We start from the raw sequence: 16832 nt of genomic DNA on the forward strand, positions 1-16832 counted from the left end.
TTTGGAGAAACGCATCTGTGTTTCGCGGAGCTAACGCTATCAGTCTCGATGCAAAAGGCCGTCTCGCCATGCCGAGCCGGTATCGTGACGAGCTCATTTCGCGAAGTTCAGGGCAGTTAATCATCACGATTGACGCCGTTGACCCTTGTTTGTGTGTTTACCCCCTCGATGAGTGGGAGTTGATTGAAACCAAGTTGCGCGCGCTGCCTTCATTGCGTGAAGAAAACCGCCGCCTCCAGCGTTTGCTGATCGGCAATGCCGTTGACCTAGAACTCGATGGCAGCGGTCGTTTCCTGGTACCGCCGCGTCTGCGCGAGTACGCCAAGCTCGACAAGCGCGCAATGCTGGTAGGCCAACTGAACAAGTTCCAATTGTGGGACGAAGATGCCTGGGATGCTGTTTCTGCAGCTGACCTGGCTGCTATTCAACAACCGGGCGCGATGCCTGATGAACTGCGTGATTTGATCCTGTGACTATTGATAGCGGCTTTAACCACATCACCGTACTGCTTGACGAAGCCGTTGAGGCTCTCGCCGTACGCGCGGATGGCTGCTATTTGGATGGCACCTTCGGCAGGGGCGGGCACAGCCGTTTGATACTCAGCCAGCTCGGGCCCGACGGTAAGCTCCTCGGGTTCGACAAGGACCCTCAAGCGATTGCCACCGGGCAAGCGCTAGCGGCCGAAGACGGCCGCTTTGTCGTTGTGCAGCGCAGCTTTGCCGAGTTGGGTGCCGAAGTCGCCGAGCGCGGCATGGCAGGCAAGGTGGCCGGGGTTTTGCTCGACCTGGGCGTGTCTTCGCCGCAGCTCGACGACCCGGAGCGCGGCTTCAGCTTCATGAACGACGGCCCCCTGGACATGCGCATGGACCCCACCCGAGGGGTCAGCGCTGCCCAGTTCATCGCCACCGCACCGGTGGAAGAAATCGCCCGCGTATTCAAGGAATACGGCGAAGAACGCTTCGCCGGCCGGATGGCGCGTGCCGTGGTCGAGCGTCGGGAAATCCAGCCATTCGAGCGTACCGCCGACCTGGCTGAAGTGCTGAAGGTCGCCAACCCAGCGTGGGAAAAGGGCAAGAACCCGGCAACCCGTGCGTTCCAGGGCCTGCGCATTCACGTCAACAACGAATTGGGTGATCTGGAAGCCGGCCTCGAAGCCGCTCTGGATGCTCTGGAAGTGGGCGGTCGCCTGGTGGTGATCAGCTTCCACTCGTTGGAAGACCGCATCGTCAAACTGTTCATGCGTCGTCTGGTCAAGGGCGAGTCCGACAACCTGCCGCGCAACCTGCCGGTACGTTTCGAAGCCTTTGTGCCGAAAATCAAAATCCATGGCAAAGCGCAGTTCGCTTCCGAAGCCGAACTCAAGGCCAACCCACGTTCCCGTAGCGCCGTCATGCGCGTCGCGGAGAAGCTGCGGTGAGCAAGCTTTTCGCCAAACCCCTGCCGGGCGGCAGCTTCTTTATGTTGCTGCTGTTTGTCGGCGTGCTGGTGTCCGCGATTGCGGTGTCCTACAGCGCCCACTGGAACCGCCAGTTGCTCAATACCCTGTATGGGGAGTTGAGCGTGCGTGACAAGGCGCAGGCGGAGTGGGGCCGGTTGATCCTCGAACAAAGTACCTGGACAGCCCACAGCCGTATCGAAGTGCTGGCTACCGAGCAGCTGAAGATGCACATCCCGGGCGCGGCCGAAGTCCGCATGGTGGCGCCATGATGAAGCTCGAAGGCGCACTCTACCCGTGGCGCTTCCGCCTGATGCTCGGCTTGCTGGCATTGATGGTGGGTGCGATCGTCTGGCGCATCTTCGACCTGCAGGTGGTCGACCGCGACTTCCTGATCGGCCAGGGTGACGCCCGCAGCCTGCGGCATATTCCAATTCCTGCGCACCGCGGCCTGATCACCGACCGCAATGGCGAGCCCCTGGCCGTCAGTACCCCGGTGACGACGCTGTGGGCCAACGCTAAAGAGCTGCAAGTTGCCAAGGACAAGTGGCCCGAGCTGGCCGCCGCCCTTGGCCAGGACCGCAAGGCCCTGACCGATCGCCTCGAAGCCCAGGCCAACAAGGAATTCATCTATCTGGTTCGCGGGCTCACCCCCGAGCAAGGCCAGCAGGTGCTCGACCTTAAAATCCCCGGTGTCTACGGCATCGAGGAGTTTCGTCGTTTCTACCCGGCCGGTGAAACCACCGCGCACATGGTCGGCTTTACCGATATCGATGATCATGGTCGCGAAGGTGTTGAGCTGGCGTACGACGAATGGCTGGCCGGAGTTCCGGGCAAGCGGCAGGTCATCAAGGATCGGCGCGGCAGGCTGATCAAGGATGTCCAGGTCACCAAAAACGCCAAGGCCGGCAAGCCTCTGGCGTTGTCGATCGATCTGCGCCTGCAATACCTGGCCAACCGCGAACTGCGTAACGCGATCATCGAGAACGGCGCCAAGGCCGGTAGCCTGGTGATCATGGACGTGAAGACCGGCGAGATCCTCGCCATGGTCAACCAGCCGACCTATAACCCCAACAACCGTCGCAACCTGCAGCCGGCGATGATGCGTAACCGCGCAATGATCGACGTGTTCGAGCCGGGTTCGACCATGAAAGCCATCTCCATGAGCGCTGCCCTGGAAACCGGGCGCTGGAAACCTACCGACAAGGTCGAGGTTTACCCAGGCACCTTGCAACTGGGCAAATACACCATTCGCGACGTATCCCGCAGCGAAGGTCCGGTGCTGGATCTGACAGGTATCCTGATCAACTCCAGTAACGTGGGCATGAGTAAGGTCGCCTTCGACATTGGCGGCGAAACGATCTATCACCTGGCGCAAAAAATCGGTCTGGGGCAACCCACCGGCCTCGATTTCCCGGGTGAGCGCGTGGGCAACCTGCCGAACTACCGCGAGTGGAGAAAGGCCGAGACTGCCACGCTGTCCTACGGCTACGGCCTGTCGGTCACTGCGATCCAGCTGGCCCACGCGTTCTCTGTATTAGCCAACAACGGCCGCATGGTGCCGTTGAGCCTGATCCATGTGGATGAACCGCCGAAAGCCAATCAGGTCATTCCGGAAAAAGTCGCCAAGACCATCCAGGGCATGCTGCAACAAGTGATCGAAGCTCCACGCGGGGTGTTCCGTGCCCAGGTGCCGGCATATCACGTGGCAGGCAAGTCGGGTACTGCGCGCAAGACATCGGTAGGCACCAAGGGCTACGCCGAAAATTCCTACCGCTCGCTGTTCGCTGGCTTCGGCCCGATGAGCGACCCGCGCTACGCCATCGTCGTGGTGATCGACGAACCGAGTAAAGCCGGCTACTTCGGTGGCCTGGTATCGGCGCCGGTGTTCAGCAAAGTGATGTCCGGCACCCTGCGCCTGATGAACATCACGCCGGACAACCTGCCGCCGACCCAACAAGCCAACGCCGGACCACCGGCCGCCGCTGTCAAAGCCAATGGAGGGCGCGGCTGATGTCTCTGAGCCTCAACAAGATTTTTGCCCATGCCGGCCGCGATCTGCTGATTCGCGAATTGAGCCTGGACAGCCGCAACGTACGCGCCGGTGACCTGTTCCTGGCGGTGCCTGGCGGCAAGTTCGACGGTCGTGCGCATATCGCAGACGCCCTGCAACGCGGCGCGGCGGCTGTGGCCTATGAAGTGGAAGGCGCCACTGTGCTGCCGATCACCGACGTGCCGTTGATTCCAGTCAAGGGCCTGGCTGCGCAGCTCTCTGACATCGCCGGGCGTTTTTACGGCGACCCGAGCCGCCAGCTCAACCTGATCGGCGTGACCGGCACCAATGGCAAGACCAGCGTGACCCAGTTGGTCGCCCAGGCCCTTGACCTTTTGGGCCAGCACTGCGGCATCGTCGGCACCCTGGGCACTGGCTTTTATGGTGCGCTGCAAAGCGGCCTGCACACCACGCCGAACCCGATTGCCGTGCAAGCGACCCTGGCCGACCTGAAAAAGGCCGGCGCCAAGGCGGTTGCAATGGAAGTTTCCTCACATGGTCTGGATCAGGGGCGAGTGGCTGCCCTGGCCTTTGACGTTGCGGTGATGACCAACCTGTCCCGTGATCACCTCGACTACCACGGCACCATGGAGGCGTACGCCGCCGCCAAGGCCAAGCTGTTTGCCTGGAATGACCTGAAGTGCCGAGTGATCAACCTGGACGACGCATTTGGCCGTCAACTGGCTGGCGAAGAAAGCGAAGCACGCCTGATCAGCTATAGCCTGAAAGATTCCAGTGCCTACCTGTATTGCCGCGAAGCCCAGTTCAATGACGAGGGCGTACGCGCCACGTTGGTCACGCCCCAGGGCGAACACCACTTGCGCAGTACCTTGCTCGGCCGCTTCAACCTGAGCAACGTACTTGCTGCCATCGGCGCGCTGCTGGGGCTGGATTACGCCCTGGATGAAATCCTGCGCGTACTGCCCAAGCTTGAGGGCCCGGCTGGCCGTATGCAGCGCCTGGGTGGCGGCAAGCAGCCGCTGGTGGTGGTCGATTACGCCCATACCCCGGATGCCCTGGAAAAAGTTCTCGAAGCGCTGCGCCCACATGCCAAGGGCAAATTGCTCTGCCTGTTCGGCTGCGGCGGTGATCGCGATCGCGGCAAGCGTCCGTTGATGGCCGAGATTGTCGAGCGTTTGGCCGACGGCGTACTCGTCACCGACGACAACCCGCGCAGCGAAGACCCAAGCCAGATTTTCGATGACATCCGTGTCGGCTTCAAAGATGCCTCCAAGGCCACCTTCGTTGCCGGTCGTGGTGCCGCCATTGCCCAACTGATTGCCAGCGCCAGCGCTGACGATGTGGTGGTGCTGGCGGGCAAGGGGCACGAGGACTACCAGGAAATCAACGGCGAGCGCCATGCCTTCTCCGATCTGGTCGAGGCTGATCACGCCTTGACTGCCTGGGAGGTCGCCCATGCTTAAAGTCATGCAGTTCAGCGAACTCACCCAGGCCCTGTCGGCCCGCGTAGTGTCGAGCGATTGCACCTTCAACGGCGTGAGTATCGACAGCCGCAACATTCAGCCTGGGCAGTTGTTTGTCGCCCTGGCAGGCCCGCGCTTCGATGGTCACGACTACCTGAACGAAGTCGCCGCCAAAGGTGCCGTCGGTGCCTTGGTACAGCGTGAAGTGGCCGACTCCACCTTGCCGCAATTGCTGGTTGCCGATACCCGCCTGGCCCTGGGCCAACTGGGTGCGCTCAACCGCGCGGCTTTTGACAAGCCGGTGGCGGCCATTACCGGCTCCAGCGGCAAGACCACGGTCAAGGAACTGCTTGCCGGCGTCCTGCGTACGCGCGGGCCAGTGCTCGCGACTCGTGGCAACCTCAACAATGATTTCGGCGCACCGCTGACCCTGCTCGAGCTGGCCCCGGAGCACACGGCAGCCGTGATCGAGCTGGGGGCTTCGCGCATCGGCGAAATCGCCTACACCGTGGCGCTGACCAAGCCTCACGTGGCGATCATCAACAATGCCGGTACCGCCCATGTCGGCGAGTTCGGCGGCCCGGAAAAAATCGTCGAAGCCAAGGGTGAAATCCTTGAAGGGCTCGACGCCTCGGGCACCGCTGTGCTGAACCTGGACGACAAGGCTTTCGAGACCTGGCGTGTACGCGCCGCCGGTCGCAAGGTGCTGACGTTTGCGGTGCTCAATGCCGCGGCCGACTTCCATGCTTCAAATATCACCGTTGACGCCCGCGGTTGCCCGTCTTTCACCTTGCATACCCCGCAAGGCAGCGAACACGTGCAGTTGAACCTGCTGGGCAACCATAACGTTGCCAACGCCCTGGCCGCCGCCGCCGCCGCCCATGCCCTGGGCGTGTCGCTGTTCGGTATCGCTACGGGCCTGGGCGCGGTGCAGCCGGTCAAGGGCCGCACCGTGGCGCAATTGGCTGCCAACGGCATGCGCGTGATTGATGACACCTACAACGCCAATCAGTCCTCGGTCTGCGCCGCCATAGATCTGCTCAAGGGTTTCGATGGCCGCAAAGTACTGGTGCTGGGCGATATCGCCGAACTGGGCGACTGGGCCGAGCAGTCCCATCGCGAAGTGGGTGCCTACGCCAGCGGCAAGGTCGACGCGCTCTACGCGGTCGGCCCGAACATGACTCACGCCGTGAGCACCTTTGGCCCCGGTGCGCGGCATTTCGCGACGCAAGCTGAATTGATCCAGGCGCTGACGGCGACTGAACACGACAAACACACAACCATTTTGATCAAGGGATCGCGCAGCGCGGTGATGGAAAACGTCGTCGCAGCCTTGTGTGGCTCAAGTACGGAGAAACATTAATGCTGCTGCTGCTGGCTGAGTATCTGCAACAGTTCCACAAAGGCTTCGCGGTCTTTCAGTACCTGACCCTGCGCGGGATCCTGGGTGTGCTGACCGCGCTGTCTTTGTCACTGTTCCTGGGGCCGTGGATGATCCGCACCCTGCAGAACCTGCAAATTGGTCAATCGGTTCGTAACGACGGCCCGCAGTCGCATCTGTCCAAGTCCGGCACGCCGACGATGGGCGGTGCGCTGATCCTGTCGTCCATCGGCGTCAGCACCTTGCTCTGGGCCGACCTGCATAACCGCTACGTGTGGGTGGTGCTGCTGGTGACCCTGTTGTTCGGTGCCATCGGCTGGGTGGATGACTACCGCAAAGTGATCGAGAAAAACTCCAAGGGGCTGCCAAGCCGCTGGAAGTATTTCTGGCAGTCGGTGTTCGGCCTCGCTGCGGCAGTCTTCCTGTACACCACTGCGCCAAGCGCCGTGGAAACCACCTTGATCATCCCGATGCTCAAGGATGTAAGCATTCCACTGGGTGTCGGCTTCGTGGTGCTGACCTATTTCGTGATCGTCGGCTCCAGCAACGCAGTGAACCTGACCGACGGCCTTGATGGCCTGGCGATCATGCCGACGGTGATGGTTGGCGGTGCACTCGGCATCTTCTGCTACCTGTCGGGTAACGTGAAATTCGCTGAATACCTGCTGATCCCTTACGTACCGGGCGCCGGTGAGCTGATCGTGTTCTGCGGCGCGCTGATCGGTGCCGGCCTGGGGTTCCTGTGGTTCAACACCTACCCGGCACAAGTCTTCATGGGTGACGTCGGCGCGCTGGCGCTGGGCGCTGCCCTGGGCACCATTGCGGTGATCGTTCGCCAGGAAATCGTGCTGTTCATCATGGGCGGTGTGTTCGTGATGGAAACCCTGTCGGTGGTCATCCAGGTGGCTTCCTTCAAATTGACCGGGCGTCGTGTGTTCCGCATGGCGCCGATCCACCACCACTTTGAACTCAAGGGCTGGCCCGAGCCACGTGTGATCGTCCGTTTCTGGATCATCACCGTGATTCTGGTACTGGTCGGCCTTGCCACCCTGAAACTGAGGTAGAAACGAGTGTCCCTGATCGCTTCAGACCACTTCCGCATCGTTGTCGGCCTCGGCAAGAGCGGCATGTCCCTGGTTCGCTTCCTGGCGAACCGGGGCACGTCGTTCGCCGTGGCCGACACGCGGGAAAATCCACCGGAGCTGGTCACGCTGCGCCGTGACTACCCGCACGTGGAAGTGCGTTGTGGCGAGTTGGATGTCGAGTTTCTGTGCCGTGCCGATGAGCTCTACGTGAGCCCCGGCCTGGCCCTGGCTACGCCCGCCCTGCAAGCTGCCGCAGCGCGTGGCGTCAAGCTGTCCGGCGATATCGATCTGTTTGCGCGTAACGCCAAGGCGCCGATCGTGGCCATCAGCGGTTCCAACGCGAAGAGCACCGTGACCACCCTGGTCGGCGAAATGGCGGCTGCGGCCGGCAAGCGCGTGGCTGTGGGCGGCAATCTCGGTGTGCCGGCGTTGGACCTGCTCAGCGACGACGTCGAGTTGTACGTGATGGAGTTGTCGAGCTTCCAGCTGGAAACCACCCACGATCTCGGCGCTGAAGTGGCCACCGTGCTGAATGTCAGCGAAGACCATATGGACCGCTACAGCGGCCTGCCGGCTTATCACTTGGCCAAGCACCGGATCTTCCGTGGCGCCAGGCAATTTGTAGTCAATCGCCAGGATGCCCTGAGCCGTCCGCTGATGGGCGAGGGCATGCCTTGCTGGACTTTCGGCCTGGGCAAACCCGATTTCAAAGGCTTCGGCATTCGCGAAGAGAACGGCGAGAAGTACCTGGCCTTCGAATTCCAGAACCTGATGCCGGTACGCGAACTGAAGATCCGTGGCGCACATAACCAGTCCAATGCCCTGGCTGCACTGGCGCTCGGTCATGCGGTTGGCCTGCCATTCGACGCCATGCTCGCCAGCCTGCGTACGTTCGCTGGCCTTGAGCATCGCTGCCAGTGGGTACGCGACCTCAATGGCGTGAGCTACTACAACGACTCCAAGGCCACCAACGTCGGTGCCGCCCTGGCTGCCATCGAGGGCCTGGGTGCCGATATCGACGGCAAGCTGGTGCTGATCGCTGGTGGTGATGGCAAGGGCGCCGACTTCAAGGACCTTGCAAATCCGGTCGCCGCCCATTGCCGCGCTGTGGTGCTGATGGGTCGCGATTCGGACCTGATTGCCGCCGCCCTCGGCGACGCGGTGCCGCAAGTACGCGCGACTTCGCTGGATGACGCCATTGCCCACTGCAAAGCCCTGGCCCAGCCGGGGGACGCCGTGCTGCTGTCGCCGGCCTGCGCCAGTTTCGACATGTTCAAGAATTACGAAGAGCGCGGTCAGCTGTTCGCCCGCGCCGTGGAGGCCTTGGCATGAGCCTCAACCTGAAAAACATCATCAAGCCGTACCCGTCGCCGATCATTACCGGGCGCGGCATCGACCTCGATTTCCCAATGCTCGCCGGGTGCCTCGCGCTGCTCGGCCTGGGCCTGGTGATGATCACTTCGGCATCCTCCGAAGTGGCTGCCGTGCAGTCGGGCAATACCCTTTACATGATGATCCGTCACCTGGTGTATCTGGTGATCGGCCTCGGCGCGTGCATCGTCACCATGATGATTCCTATCGCCACCTGGCAGCGTCTGGGCTGGCTGATGCTGATCGGCGCGTTCGGTTTGCTGGTGATGGTGATCGTGCCCGGCATCGGCCGCGAGGTGAACGGTTCGATGCGCTGGATCGGCTTCGGCGCGTTCAACGTGCAGCCCTCGGAGATTGCCAAAGTGTTCGTGGTGATCTACCTGGCCGGTTACCTGGTACGCCGTCAGAAAGAAGTGCGCGAAAGCTGGATGGGCTTCTTCAAACCCTTCATCGTGCTGCTGCCCATGGCCGGGCTGTTGCTGATGGAGCCCGACTTCGGTGCCACCGTGGTCATGATGGGCGCTGCGGCGGCCATGCTGTTCCTCGGCGGCGTCGGCCTGTTCCGCTTCACCTTGATGGTGGTGCTGGCAGTCGCGGCGGTGACCATTCTGGTACAGGCGCAACCTTACCGGATGGCCCGTCTGATTACCTTCACCGACCCCTGGTCCGATCAGTTCGGTTCCGGCTACCAGTTGACCCAGGCGCTGATTGCCTTCGGTCGCGGCGAGTGGCTGGGCGTGGGCCTGGGCAACAGCGTGCAGAAGCAGTTCTACCTGCCCGAAGCCCACACCGACTTCGTGTTCTCGGTACTCGCCGAAGAGCTGGGTGTCGTGGGTTCGCTGTGCACTGTCGGCCTGTTCGTATTCGTCTGTGTACGCGCCATGTACATCGGTCTGTGGGCCGAGAAGGCCAAGCAGTTCTTTGCCGCCTACGTTGCCTACGGGCTGGCATTCCTGTGGATCGGCCAGTTCCTGATCAACATCGGCGTGAACGTCGGCCTGCTGCCGACCAAGGGCCTGACCTTGCCGTTCCTCAGTTACGGTGGCAGTTCGTTGGTGATCTGCTGCGCCTGTCTTGGCTTGTTGCTGCGTATCGAGTGGGAGAGTCGAACCCACTTGGGCAGCGAAGAGATGGAGTTCAGCGAAAGCGACTTCGCCGAGGAGCCGACCCATGGGCGCTAACGTGTTGATCATGGCTGGCGGCACCGGGGGGCATGTGTTCCCGGCCCTGGCTTGCGCCCGTGAATTCCAGAACCGCGGCTATACCGTGCACTGGTTGGGTACGCCCCGTGGCATTGAAAACGAATTGGTGCCCAATGCCGGTTTGCCCCTGCATCTGATCAACGTCACCGGCCTGCGTGGCAAGAGCAAGTTGTCCCTGCTCAAGGCGCCGTTCGTGTTGCTCAAGGCGGTCATGCAGGCACGCAGGATCATCCGCGAACTGAAGCCGGTGTGTGTGCTCGGTTTCGGCGGTTATGTGACCGGCCCTGGTGGCGTCGCGGCGAAGCTCGCTGGCGTACCGGTGATCGTGCACGAACAGAACGCCGTCGCCGGGACTGCCAACCGTCTGCTGGTGCCGTTGGCATCGCGGGTGTGTGAAGCCTTCCCGAAAACCTTCGCTGCCTCGGACAAGCTTCGTACCACCGGTAACCCAGTGCGTACCGAACTGTTCATGGCCATTGCGCGTGACGCTCTGGCCGGGCGCAAGGCGCACCTGCTGATCCTGGGCGGAAGCCTGGGCGCCGAGCCACTGAACAAATTGCTGCCTGAAGCCGTTGCGCAACTTCCTGAGGATGTGCGCCCGGAGATCTTCCACCAGGCCGGCAAGAACCATGATGAAGTCACCGCCACGCGTTATCGCGAGGCCGGTGTGGAGGCGAATGTACAGCCCTTCATCAAAGACATGGCCCAAGCCTATGGCTGGGCCGACCTGGTGGTCTGCCGCGCTGGTGCGCTGACCGTCAGTGAACTGGCCGCTGCCGGTCTGCCGTCGTTGCTGGTGCCTTTGCCCCATGCGATCGACGATCACCAGACCCGCAACGCCGAATATTTGGCCGGGGAGGGCGCTGCCTTCCTGCTGCCGCAAAGAACGACTGGCGCCGCCGATTTGGCCGCACGCCTGACCGAGGTTTTGATGCAACCGGAACGACTCAACAGCATGGCGAGCACCGCAAGCCGCCTGGCCAAACCTGACGCAACCCGCACCGTGGTCGATATCTGCCTGGAGGTGGCCCATGGTTGAGAATCAGAAAGCCATGCCGCAACCCGAGATGCGCCGCATCCGTCGCATTCATTTCGTCGGTATCGGCGGTGTGGGCATGTGCGGCATCGCCGAAGTACTGCTGAACCTGGGCTACCAGGTGTCCGGCTCGGACTTGAAAGAGTCGCCGGTCACCGAGCGCCTGAAGTCCTTCGGTGCGCAGATCTTTATCGGCCACCGTGCCGAGAACGCTGCCGAGGCCGATGTGCTGGTGGTGTCCAGTGCCGTGAACACCTCCAACCCGGAAGTGGCCACCGCCCTTGAACGCCGTATCCCGGTGGTGCCGCGTGCCGAGATGCTCGCCGAACTGATGCGCTATCGCCACGGCATCGCCGTCGCCGGTACCCATGGCAAGACCACCACCACCAGCCTGATCGCCTCGGTGTTCGCCGCCGGTGGCCTGGACCCGACGTTCGTCATCGGTGGCCGCCTGAATGCAGCCGGCACCAATGCCCAGCTCGGCACCAGCCGCTATCTGATCGCCGAAGCCGATGAGAGCGATGCGAGCTTCCTGCACCTGCAACCGCTGGTCGCCGTCGTCACCAACATCGACGAAGACCACATGGCGACCTACGACGGTGACTTCAATAAACTGAAGAAAACCTTCGTCGACTTCCTGCACAACCTGCCGTTCTACGGTCTGGCGGTGGTGTGCCTGGACGACCCGGTGGTGCGTGAAATCCTGCCGCAGGTCAAGCGTCCGACCGTGACCTACGGCTTTAGCGAAGACGCCGATGTGCGCGCAATCAATGTACGCCAGGAAGGCATGCAAACCTTCTTCACCGTGCTGCGTCCCGACCGCGAACCGCTGGATGTCTCGGTGAACATGCCGGGCAACCACAACGTGCTGAACTCCCTGGCGACCATCTGCATCGCCACCGATGAGGGTGTCAGCGACGAAGCCATCGTCGAAGGGCTGTCGCGCTTTGCCGGTGTCGGCCGTCGCTTCCAGGTCTACGGCCAGTTGCCGGTTGAAGGCGGTGACGTGATGCTGGTGGACGACTACGGTCACCACCCGACCGAAGTTGCCGCTGTGATCAAGGCCGTGCGCGGCGGCTGGCCGGAGCGTCGTCTGGTGATGGTTTACCAGCCGCACCGCTATAGCCGTACCCGCGACCTGTACGACGATTTCGTCAATGTACTGGCCGATGCCAACGTGCTGCTGCTGATGGAGGTTTACCCGGCCGGTGAAGAACCGATCCCGGGCGCTGACAGCCGCAAGCTGTGCAACAGCATCCGCCAGCGTGGCCAACTGGACCCGATCTACATCGAGCGTGGCGTCGACCTGGCCCCTATCGTCAAGCCGTTGCTGCGCGCCGGCGACATCCTGCTGTGCCAGGGTGCCGGTGATATCGGTGGCCTTGCGCCCAAGTTGCTGGCGAGCCCGCTGTTTGCAGCCGTGGCAAAGGGGGCGTCGAAATGATCACTGACTACGGCTCCCTGTTTTCCACTGTCGCGCCTGCCGATTTCGGTCGCGTCGCCGTGCTGTTCGGCGGCAAGAGCGCTGAACGCGAAGTGTCGCTCAAGTCCGGTAATGCCGTGCTCCAGGCGCTGCAAAGTGCCGGTGTGAACGCCTTTGGCATCGACGTCGGCGATGACTTCCTCGCCCGTCTGCAAGCCGAGAAGATCGACCGCGCCTTCATCATCCTCCATGGTCGTGGCGGTGAAGACGGCAGCATGCAAGGCCTGCTCGAATGTGCCGGCATCCCCTACACCGGTAGCGGTATCCTCGCTTCCGCGCTGGCGATGGACAAATTGCGCACCAAGCAGGTGTGGCACAGCCTGGGTATTCCGACCCCGCGTCACGCCGTGCTGTGCAGCGAAGACGATTGTATTTCTGCGGCCAAGGAACTGGGCCTGCCTTTGATCGTCAAACCAGCCCATGAAGGCTCCAGTATCGGCATGGCTAAAGTGAACTCGGCCGCCGAATTGATCGACGCATGGAAAGCGGCAAGTACCTACGATTCGCAAGTGTTGGTCGAACAGTGGATTTCCGGTCCCGAGTACACCATCGCCACCCTGCGTGGCCAGGTATTGCCGCCCATCGCCTTGGGTACGCCCCACACCTTTTATGACTACGACGCCAAGTACCTGGCTTCCGATACCCAGTACCGGATTCCATGTGGCCTCGAAGCAACCAAGGAACAGCAATTGATGGACCTCACGGCGAAAGCCTGTGAGGCGTTGGGTATCGCCGGTTGGGCGCGGGCAGACGTGATGCAGGATGACCAAGGGGATTTCTGGTTCCTTGAAGTCAACACCGCACCGGGGATGACCGACCACAGCCTGGTGCCGATGGCCGCTCGCGCAGCCGGCCTGGATTTTCAGCAGTTGGTGCTGGCGATCCTGGCGGCAAGTATCGAGTCACGAGGCTAAGACATGAAAGGCGCATCGCTTCGTCATCAGCCCCCACAAGCACCGAGCCGCAAGCCGGTGCCACGGGGTGCCAGCCGCATGGTGGCCAAAGAGCCGATGTCGGCGCGCCTGCCCAAAGCCAACTTTGGCTTTATCAAGGCGCTGTTCTGGCCGGTATTGCTGGTGGTGCTGGGCTTCGGTACCTACGAAGGCGCGCAACGCCTGCTGCCGTATGCCGACCGGCCGATCACCAAGATCAGCGTGCAGGGCGACTTGAGCTACATCAGCCAGCAGGCGGTACAGCAGCGCATCGGCCCGTACCTGGCGGCGAGCTTCTTTACCATCGACCTGGCCGGCATGCGCTCGGAGCTGGAACAGATGCCGTGGATCGCCCACGCCGAAGTGCGCCGCGTATGGCCCGACCAGGTCACGATCCGCCTGGAAGAACAGCTGCCCGTGGCCCGTTGGGGTGATGAAGCGCTGTTGAACAACCAGGGCCAGGCGTTCACCCCGCGTGAGCTGGCCAACTATGAGCACCTGCCGCAGCTGTTCGGGCCGCAGCGGGCGCAGCAGCAAGTGATGCAGCAGTACCAGGCCTTGAGCCAGATGCTGCGGCCACTGGGCTTCTCCATTGCACGCCTGGAACTGCGTGAACGGGGCAGCTGGTTTTTGACGACCGGGGCAGGCAGTTCCGGCCCGGGCATCGAGTTGTTGCTGGGACGCGACCGCTTGGTGGAAAAGATGCGCCGCTTTATTGCCATCTATGAAAAAACCTTGAAAGAACAGATTACGAACATTGCGAGCGTCGACCTGCGTTACGCCAACGGCCTGGCCGTCGGCTGGCGTGCACCGGCCGCGCCCACGGCAGCACAACCCGCTGTCGCGAAGAATTAAGAAGAGGCAGGACCCATGGCAAACGTGCAAAGCGGCAAAATGATCGTCGGTCTCGATATCGGCACCTCCAAGGTGGTGGCGCTGGTGGGCGAGGTTGGGGAAGACGGCGCGATCGAAATCGTCGGTATTGGCACGCATCCGTCCCGGGGCCTGAAGAAGGGCGTGGTGGTGAACATCGAGTCCACCGTGCAATCGATCCAGCGCGCTATCGAAGAAGCGCAGCTGATGGCCGGTTGCCGGATTCACTCGGCGTTTGTCGGCGTGGCCGGCAACCATATCCGCAGCCTGAATTCCCATGGCATCGTGGCGATCCGCGACCGTGAAGTCAGCTCGGCCGACCTTGATCGCGTCCTCGACGCGGCCCAGGCCGTGGCGATCCCGGCTGACCAGCGCGTGCTGCACACCCTGCCGCAGGACTACGTGATCGATAACCAGGAAGGCGTGCGCGAGCCCCTGGGAATGTCGGGCGTACGTCTGGAAGCCAAGGTTCACGTGGTGACCTGCGCCGTCAACGCCGCACAGAACATTGAAAAATGCGTGCGCCGTTGCGGCCTGGAAATCGACGACATCATTCTCGAGCAGTTGGCTTCGGCCTACTCGGTACTCACCGACGACGAAAAAGAGCTGGGCGTGTGCCTGGTGGACATCGGCGGCGGCACCACCGACATCGCGATCTTCACCGAGGGTGCGATCCGTCACACCGCGGTGATCCCGATTGCCGGCGACCAGGTCACCAACGACATCGCCATGGCGTTGCGTACACCGACCCAGTACGCCGAAGAAATCAAGATCCGCTACGCCTGTGCCCTGGCCAAACTGGCCGGTGCCGGCGAGACCATCAAGGTGCCAAGCGTGGGCGACCGCCCACCGCGCGAACTGTCGCGCCAGGCCCTGGCCGAAGTGGTCGAGCCGCGCTACGACGAACTGTTCACCCTGATCCAGGCTGAACTGCGTCGCAGCGGCTACGAAGATCTGATCCCGGCCGGCATCGTGCTGACCGGTGGCACCTCGAAGATGGAAGGCGCGGTCGAACTGGCCGAAGAGATCTTCCACATGCCTGTGCGCCTGGGCGTGCCCCATGGCGTGAAAGGCCTTGGCGACGTCGTGCGCAACCCGATTTATTCCACCGGTGTGGGCTTGCTGTTGTACGGGCTGCAAAAGCAGACCGATGGCATTTCCCTGTCGGGCCCGAGCATCCGCGACAGCTACCGCAGTGACGACGAAGCCAAAGCGCCGTTGTTCGAGCGGTTGCAGGCTTGGGTCAAAGGCAATTTCTAAAGATTTACCGCGACACCGCAGCACCCGCAGTAAGCAGTAGGCGAAAAAACTAGAGAAAACGAAAGGAGAGGGAACATGTTTGAACTCGTAGACAACATCCCCGCTAGCCCGGTTATCAAAGTAATCGGTGTCGGCGGTGGCGGCGGCAACGCTGTCAACCACATGGTCAAGAGCAACATTGAAGGCGTTGAATTCATCTGCGCCAACACTGATGCCCAGGCGCTGAAAAGCATCGGCGCGCGGACCATCCTGCAATTGGGCACAGCGGTGACCAAGGGCCTCGGCGCTGGCGCCAATCCGGAAGTCGGCCGTCAAGCCGCTCTGGAAGACCGCGAGCGTATTGCCGAAGTGCTGCAAGGCACCAACATGGTGTTCATCACCACCGGCATGGGCGGAGGTACCGGTACCGGTGCTGCTCCGATCATTGCCGAAGTGGCCAAGGAAATGGGGATTCTGACCGTCGCTGTCGTGACGCGTCCGTTCCCGTTCGAAGGCCGCAAGCGCATGCAGATTGCCGACGAAGGTATCCGTCTGCTGTCTGAAAGCGTCGACTCGTTGATCACCATTCCCAACGAGAAACTGCTGACCATCCTGGGCAAGGACGCAAGCCTGCTGTCTGCGTTCGCCAAGGCTGACGATGTACTGGCCGGTGCCGTTCGCGGTATCTCCGACATCATCAAGCGTCCGGGCATGATCAACGTCGACTTTGCCGACGTTCGTACCGTCATGAGCGAAATGGGCATGGCGATGATGGGCACTGGCTGCGCCAGCGGTCCTAACCGTGCACGCGAAGCGACCGAAGCGGCCATCCGCAACCCGTTGCTCGAAGACGTGAACCTGCAAGGCGCACGCGGCATCCTGGTGAACATCACCGCAGGTCCCGACCTGTCCCTGGGTGAGTACTCCGACGTGGGTAGCATCATCGAAGCCTTCGCGTCCGAGCACGCCATGGTCAAGGTGGGTACCGTTATCGATCCGGACATGCGTGATGAACTGCATGTAACCGTGGTTGCGACCGGCCTGGGTGCGAAAATCGAGAAGCCTGTAAAGGTCATCGACAACACCCTGCACAACAGCCAGGTCAGCCAGGCTAATCAGGCAGCGGCCGCTGCAGCACCTGCTCGCCAGGAACTGCCGTCGGTGAACTACCGTGATCTGGACCGTCCGACCGTGATGCGCAACCAGGCCCAGGCCGGTGCTGCTGCATCCCGTAGCCTGAATCCGCAAGATGATCTGGACTACCTGGACATCCCGGCATTCCTGCGTCGTCAGGCCGATTAATGGAATGTATCAGGGC

The 16832-nt window shown here is 62.0% G+C and carries 15 protein-coding genes; all 15 read left to right on the forward strand.

The features are described 5' to 3' along the window. Positions 1-17 precede the first annotated feature (17 nt). The 15 genes from mraZ to ftsZ all read left to right on the forward strand — a co-directional run bounded on the left by mraZ (position 18) and on the right by ftsZ (position 16816). Positions 18-473, forward strand: coding sequence for a division/cell wall cluster transcriptional repressor MraZ (gene mraZ, locus PSEBG33_RS22115; protein ID WP_003171868.1), 456 nt, complete (start codon positions 18-20; stop codon positions 471-473). Then, positions 470-1417 carry a 16S rRNA (cytosine(1402)-N(4))-methyltransferase RsmH gene (rsmH, locus tag PSEBG33_RS22110; RefSeq protein WP_005784932.1) on the forward strand — a complete coding sequence of 316 codons (948 nt, stop codon included), beginning with the start codon at positions 470-472 and terminating at the stop codon, positions 1415-1417. The genes mraZ and rsmH overlap by 4 nt, the downstream gene beginning before the upstream one ends. Further along, positions 1414-1707, forward strand: a complete 294-nt coding sequence (ftsL, locus tag PSEBG33_RS22105) for a cell division protein FtsL (RefSeq protein ID WP_003188663.1) — start codon at positions 1414-1416, stop codon at positions 1705-1707. Before rsmH ends, ftsL begins: the two co-directional genes overlap by 4 nt. Continuing rightward, a complete protein-coding gene (locus tag PSEBG33_RS22100) occupies positions 1707-3449 on the forward strand; it encodes a peptidoglycan D,D-transpeptidase FtsI family protein (RefSeq protein WP_164699553.1) in 1743 nt (580 codons plus the stop codon). The genes ftsL and PSEBG33_RS22100 overlap by 1 nt, the downstream gene beginning before the upstream one ends. Then, positions 3449-4912 (forward strand): UDP-N-acetylmuramoyl-L-alanyl-D-glutamate--2,6-diaminopimelate ligase, encoded by a 1464-nt coding sequence (locus tag PSEBG33_RS22095; RefSeq protein ID WP_005784935.1) that lies wholly within the window; start codon positions 3449-3451, stop codon positions 4910-4912. Before PSEBG33_RS22100 ends, PSEBG33_RS22095 begins: the two co-directional genes overlap by 1 nt. Further along, entirely contained in the window at positions 4905-6275 is a 1371-nt protein-coding gene (locus tag PSEBG33_RS22090) for a UDP-N-acetylmuramoyl-tripeptide--D-alanyl-D-alanine ligase (RefSeq protein WP_005784937.1), read from the forward strand. The genes PSEBG33_RS22095 and PSEBG33_RS22090 overlap by 8 nt, the downstream gene beginning before the upstream one ends. Beyond that, complete coding sequence (gene mraY, locus PSEBG33_RS22085) at positions 6275-7357, forward strand: phospho-N-acetylmuramoyl-pentapeptide-transferase (RefSeq protein WP_005784939.1); 1083 nt, start codon at positions 6275-6277, stop codon at positions 7355-7357. Before PSEBG33_RS22090 ends, mraY begins: the two co-directional genes overlap by 1 nt. 6 nt (positions 7358-7363) lie before the next feature. Further along, the gene (gene murD / locus PSEBG33_RS22080) at positions 7364-8710 is read left to right on the forward strand and encodes a UDP-N-acetylmuramoyl-L-alanine--D-glutamate ligase (protein ID WP_005784940.1); all 1347 of its coding nucleotides are present in this window, start codon (positions 7364-7366) and stop codon (positions 8708-8710) included. Then, positions 8707-9930: a putative lipid II flippase FtsW gene (gene ftsW / locus PSEBG33_RS22075; protein ID WP_005784942.1), complete on the forward strand. Its 1224-nt coding sequence runs from the start codon at positions 8707-8709 to the stop codon at positions 9928-9930. Before murD ends, ftsW begins: the two co-directional genes overlap by 4 nt. After that, a complete protein-coding gene (gene murG / locus PSEBG33_RS22070; RefSeq protein WP_005784943.1) occupies positions 9920-10990 on the forward strand; it encodes an undecaprenyldiphospho-muramoylpentapeptide beta-N-acetylglucosaminyltransferase in 1071 nt (356 codons plus the stop codon). The genes ftsW and murG overlap by 11 nt, the downstream gene beginning before the upstream one ends. Beyond that, the gene (murC, locus tag PSEBG33_RS22065) at positions 10983-12431 is read left to right on the forward strand and encodes a UDP-N-acetylmuramate--L-alanine ligase (RefSeq protein ID WP_005784945.1); all 1449 of its coding nucleotides are present in this window, start codon (positions 10983-10985) and stop codon (positions 12429-12431) included. The genes murG and murC overlap by 8 nt, the downstream gene beginning before the upstream one ends. Next, positions 12428-13384 carry a D-alanine--D-alanine ligase gene (locus PSEBG33_RS22060; RefSeq protein ID WP_005784946.1) on the forward strand — a complete coding sequence of 319 codons (957 nt, stop codon included), beginning with the start codon at positions 12428-12430 and terminating at the stop codon, positions 13382-13384. The genes murC and PSEBG33_RS22060 overlap by 4 nt, the downstream gene beginning before the upstream one ends. Before the next feature lie 3 nt (positions 13385-13387). After that, positions 13388-14257 (forward strand): cell division protein FtsQ/DivIB, encoded by an 870-nt coding sequence (locus tag PSEBG33_RS22055; RefSeq protein WP_032803262.1) that lies wholly within the window; start codon positions 13388-13390, stop codon positions 14255-14257. Positions 14258-14272: 15 nt separating this feature from the next. Next, on the forward strand, positions 14273-15535 hold the full coding sequence (gene ftsA, locus PSEBG33_RS22050) for a cell division protein FtsA (protein ID WP_005784949.1): 1263 nt from the start codon (positions 14273-14275) through the stop codon (positions 15533-15535). 75 nt (positions 15536-15610) lie between these two features. Beyond that, the gene (ftsZ, locus tag PSEBG33_RS22045; RefSeq protein WP_005784951.1) at positions 15611-16816 is read left to right on the forward strand and encodes a cell division protein FtsZ; all 1206 of its coding nucleotides are present in this window, start codon (positions 15611-15613) and stop codon (positions 16814-16816) included. Positions 16817-16832: the final 16 nt, after the last annotated feature.

The sequence above is a fragment of the Pseudomonas synxantha BG33R genome (assembly GCF_000263715.2).
GTDB classification, from domain to species: domain Bacteria; phylum Pseudomonadota; class Gammaproteobacteria; order Pseudomonadales; family Pseudomonadaceae; genus Aquipseudomonas; species Aquipseudomonas synxantha_A.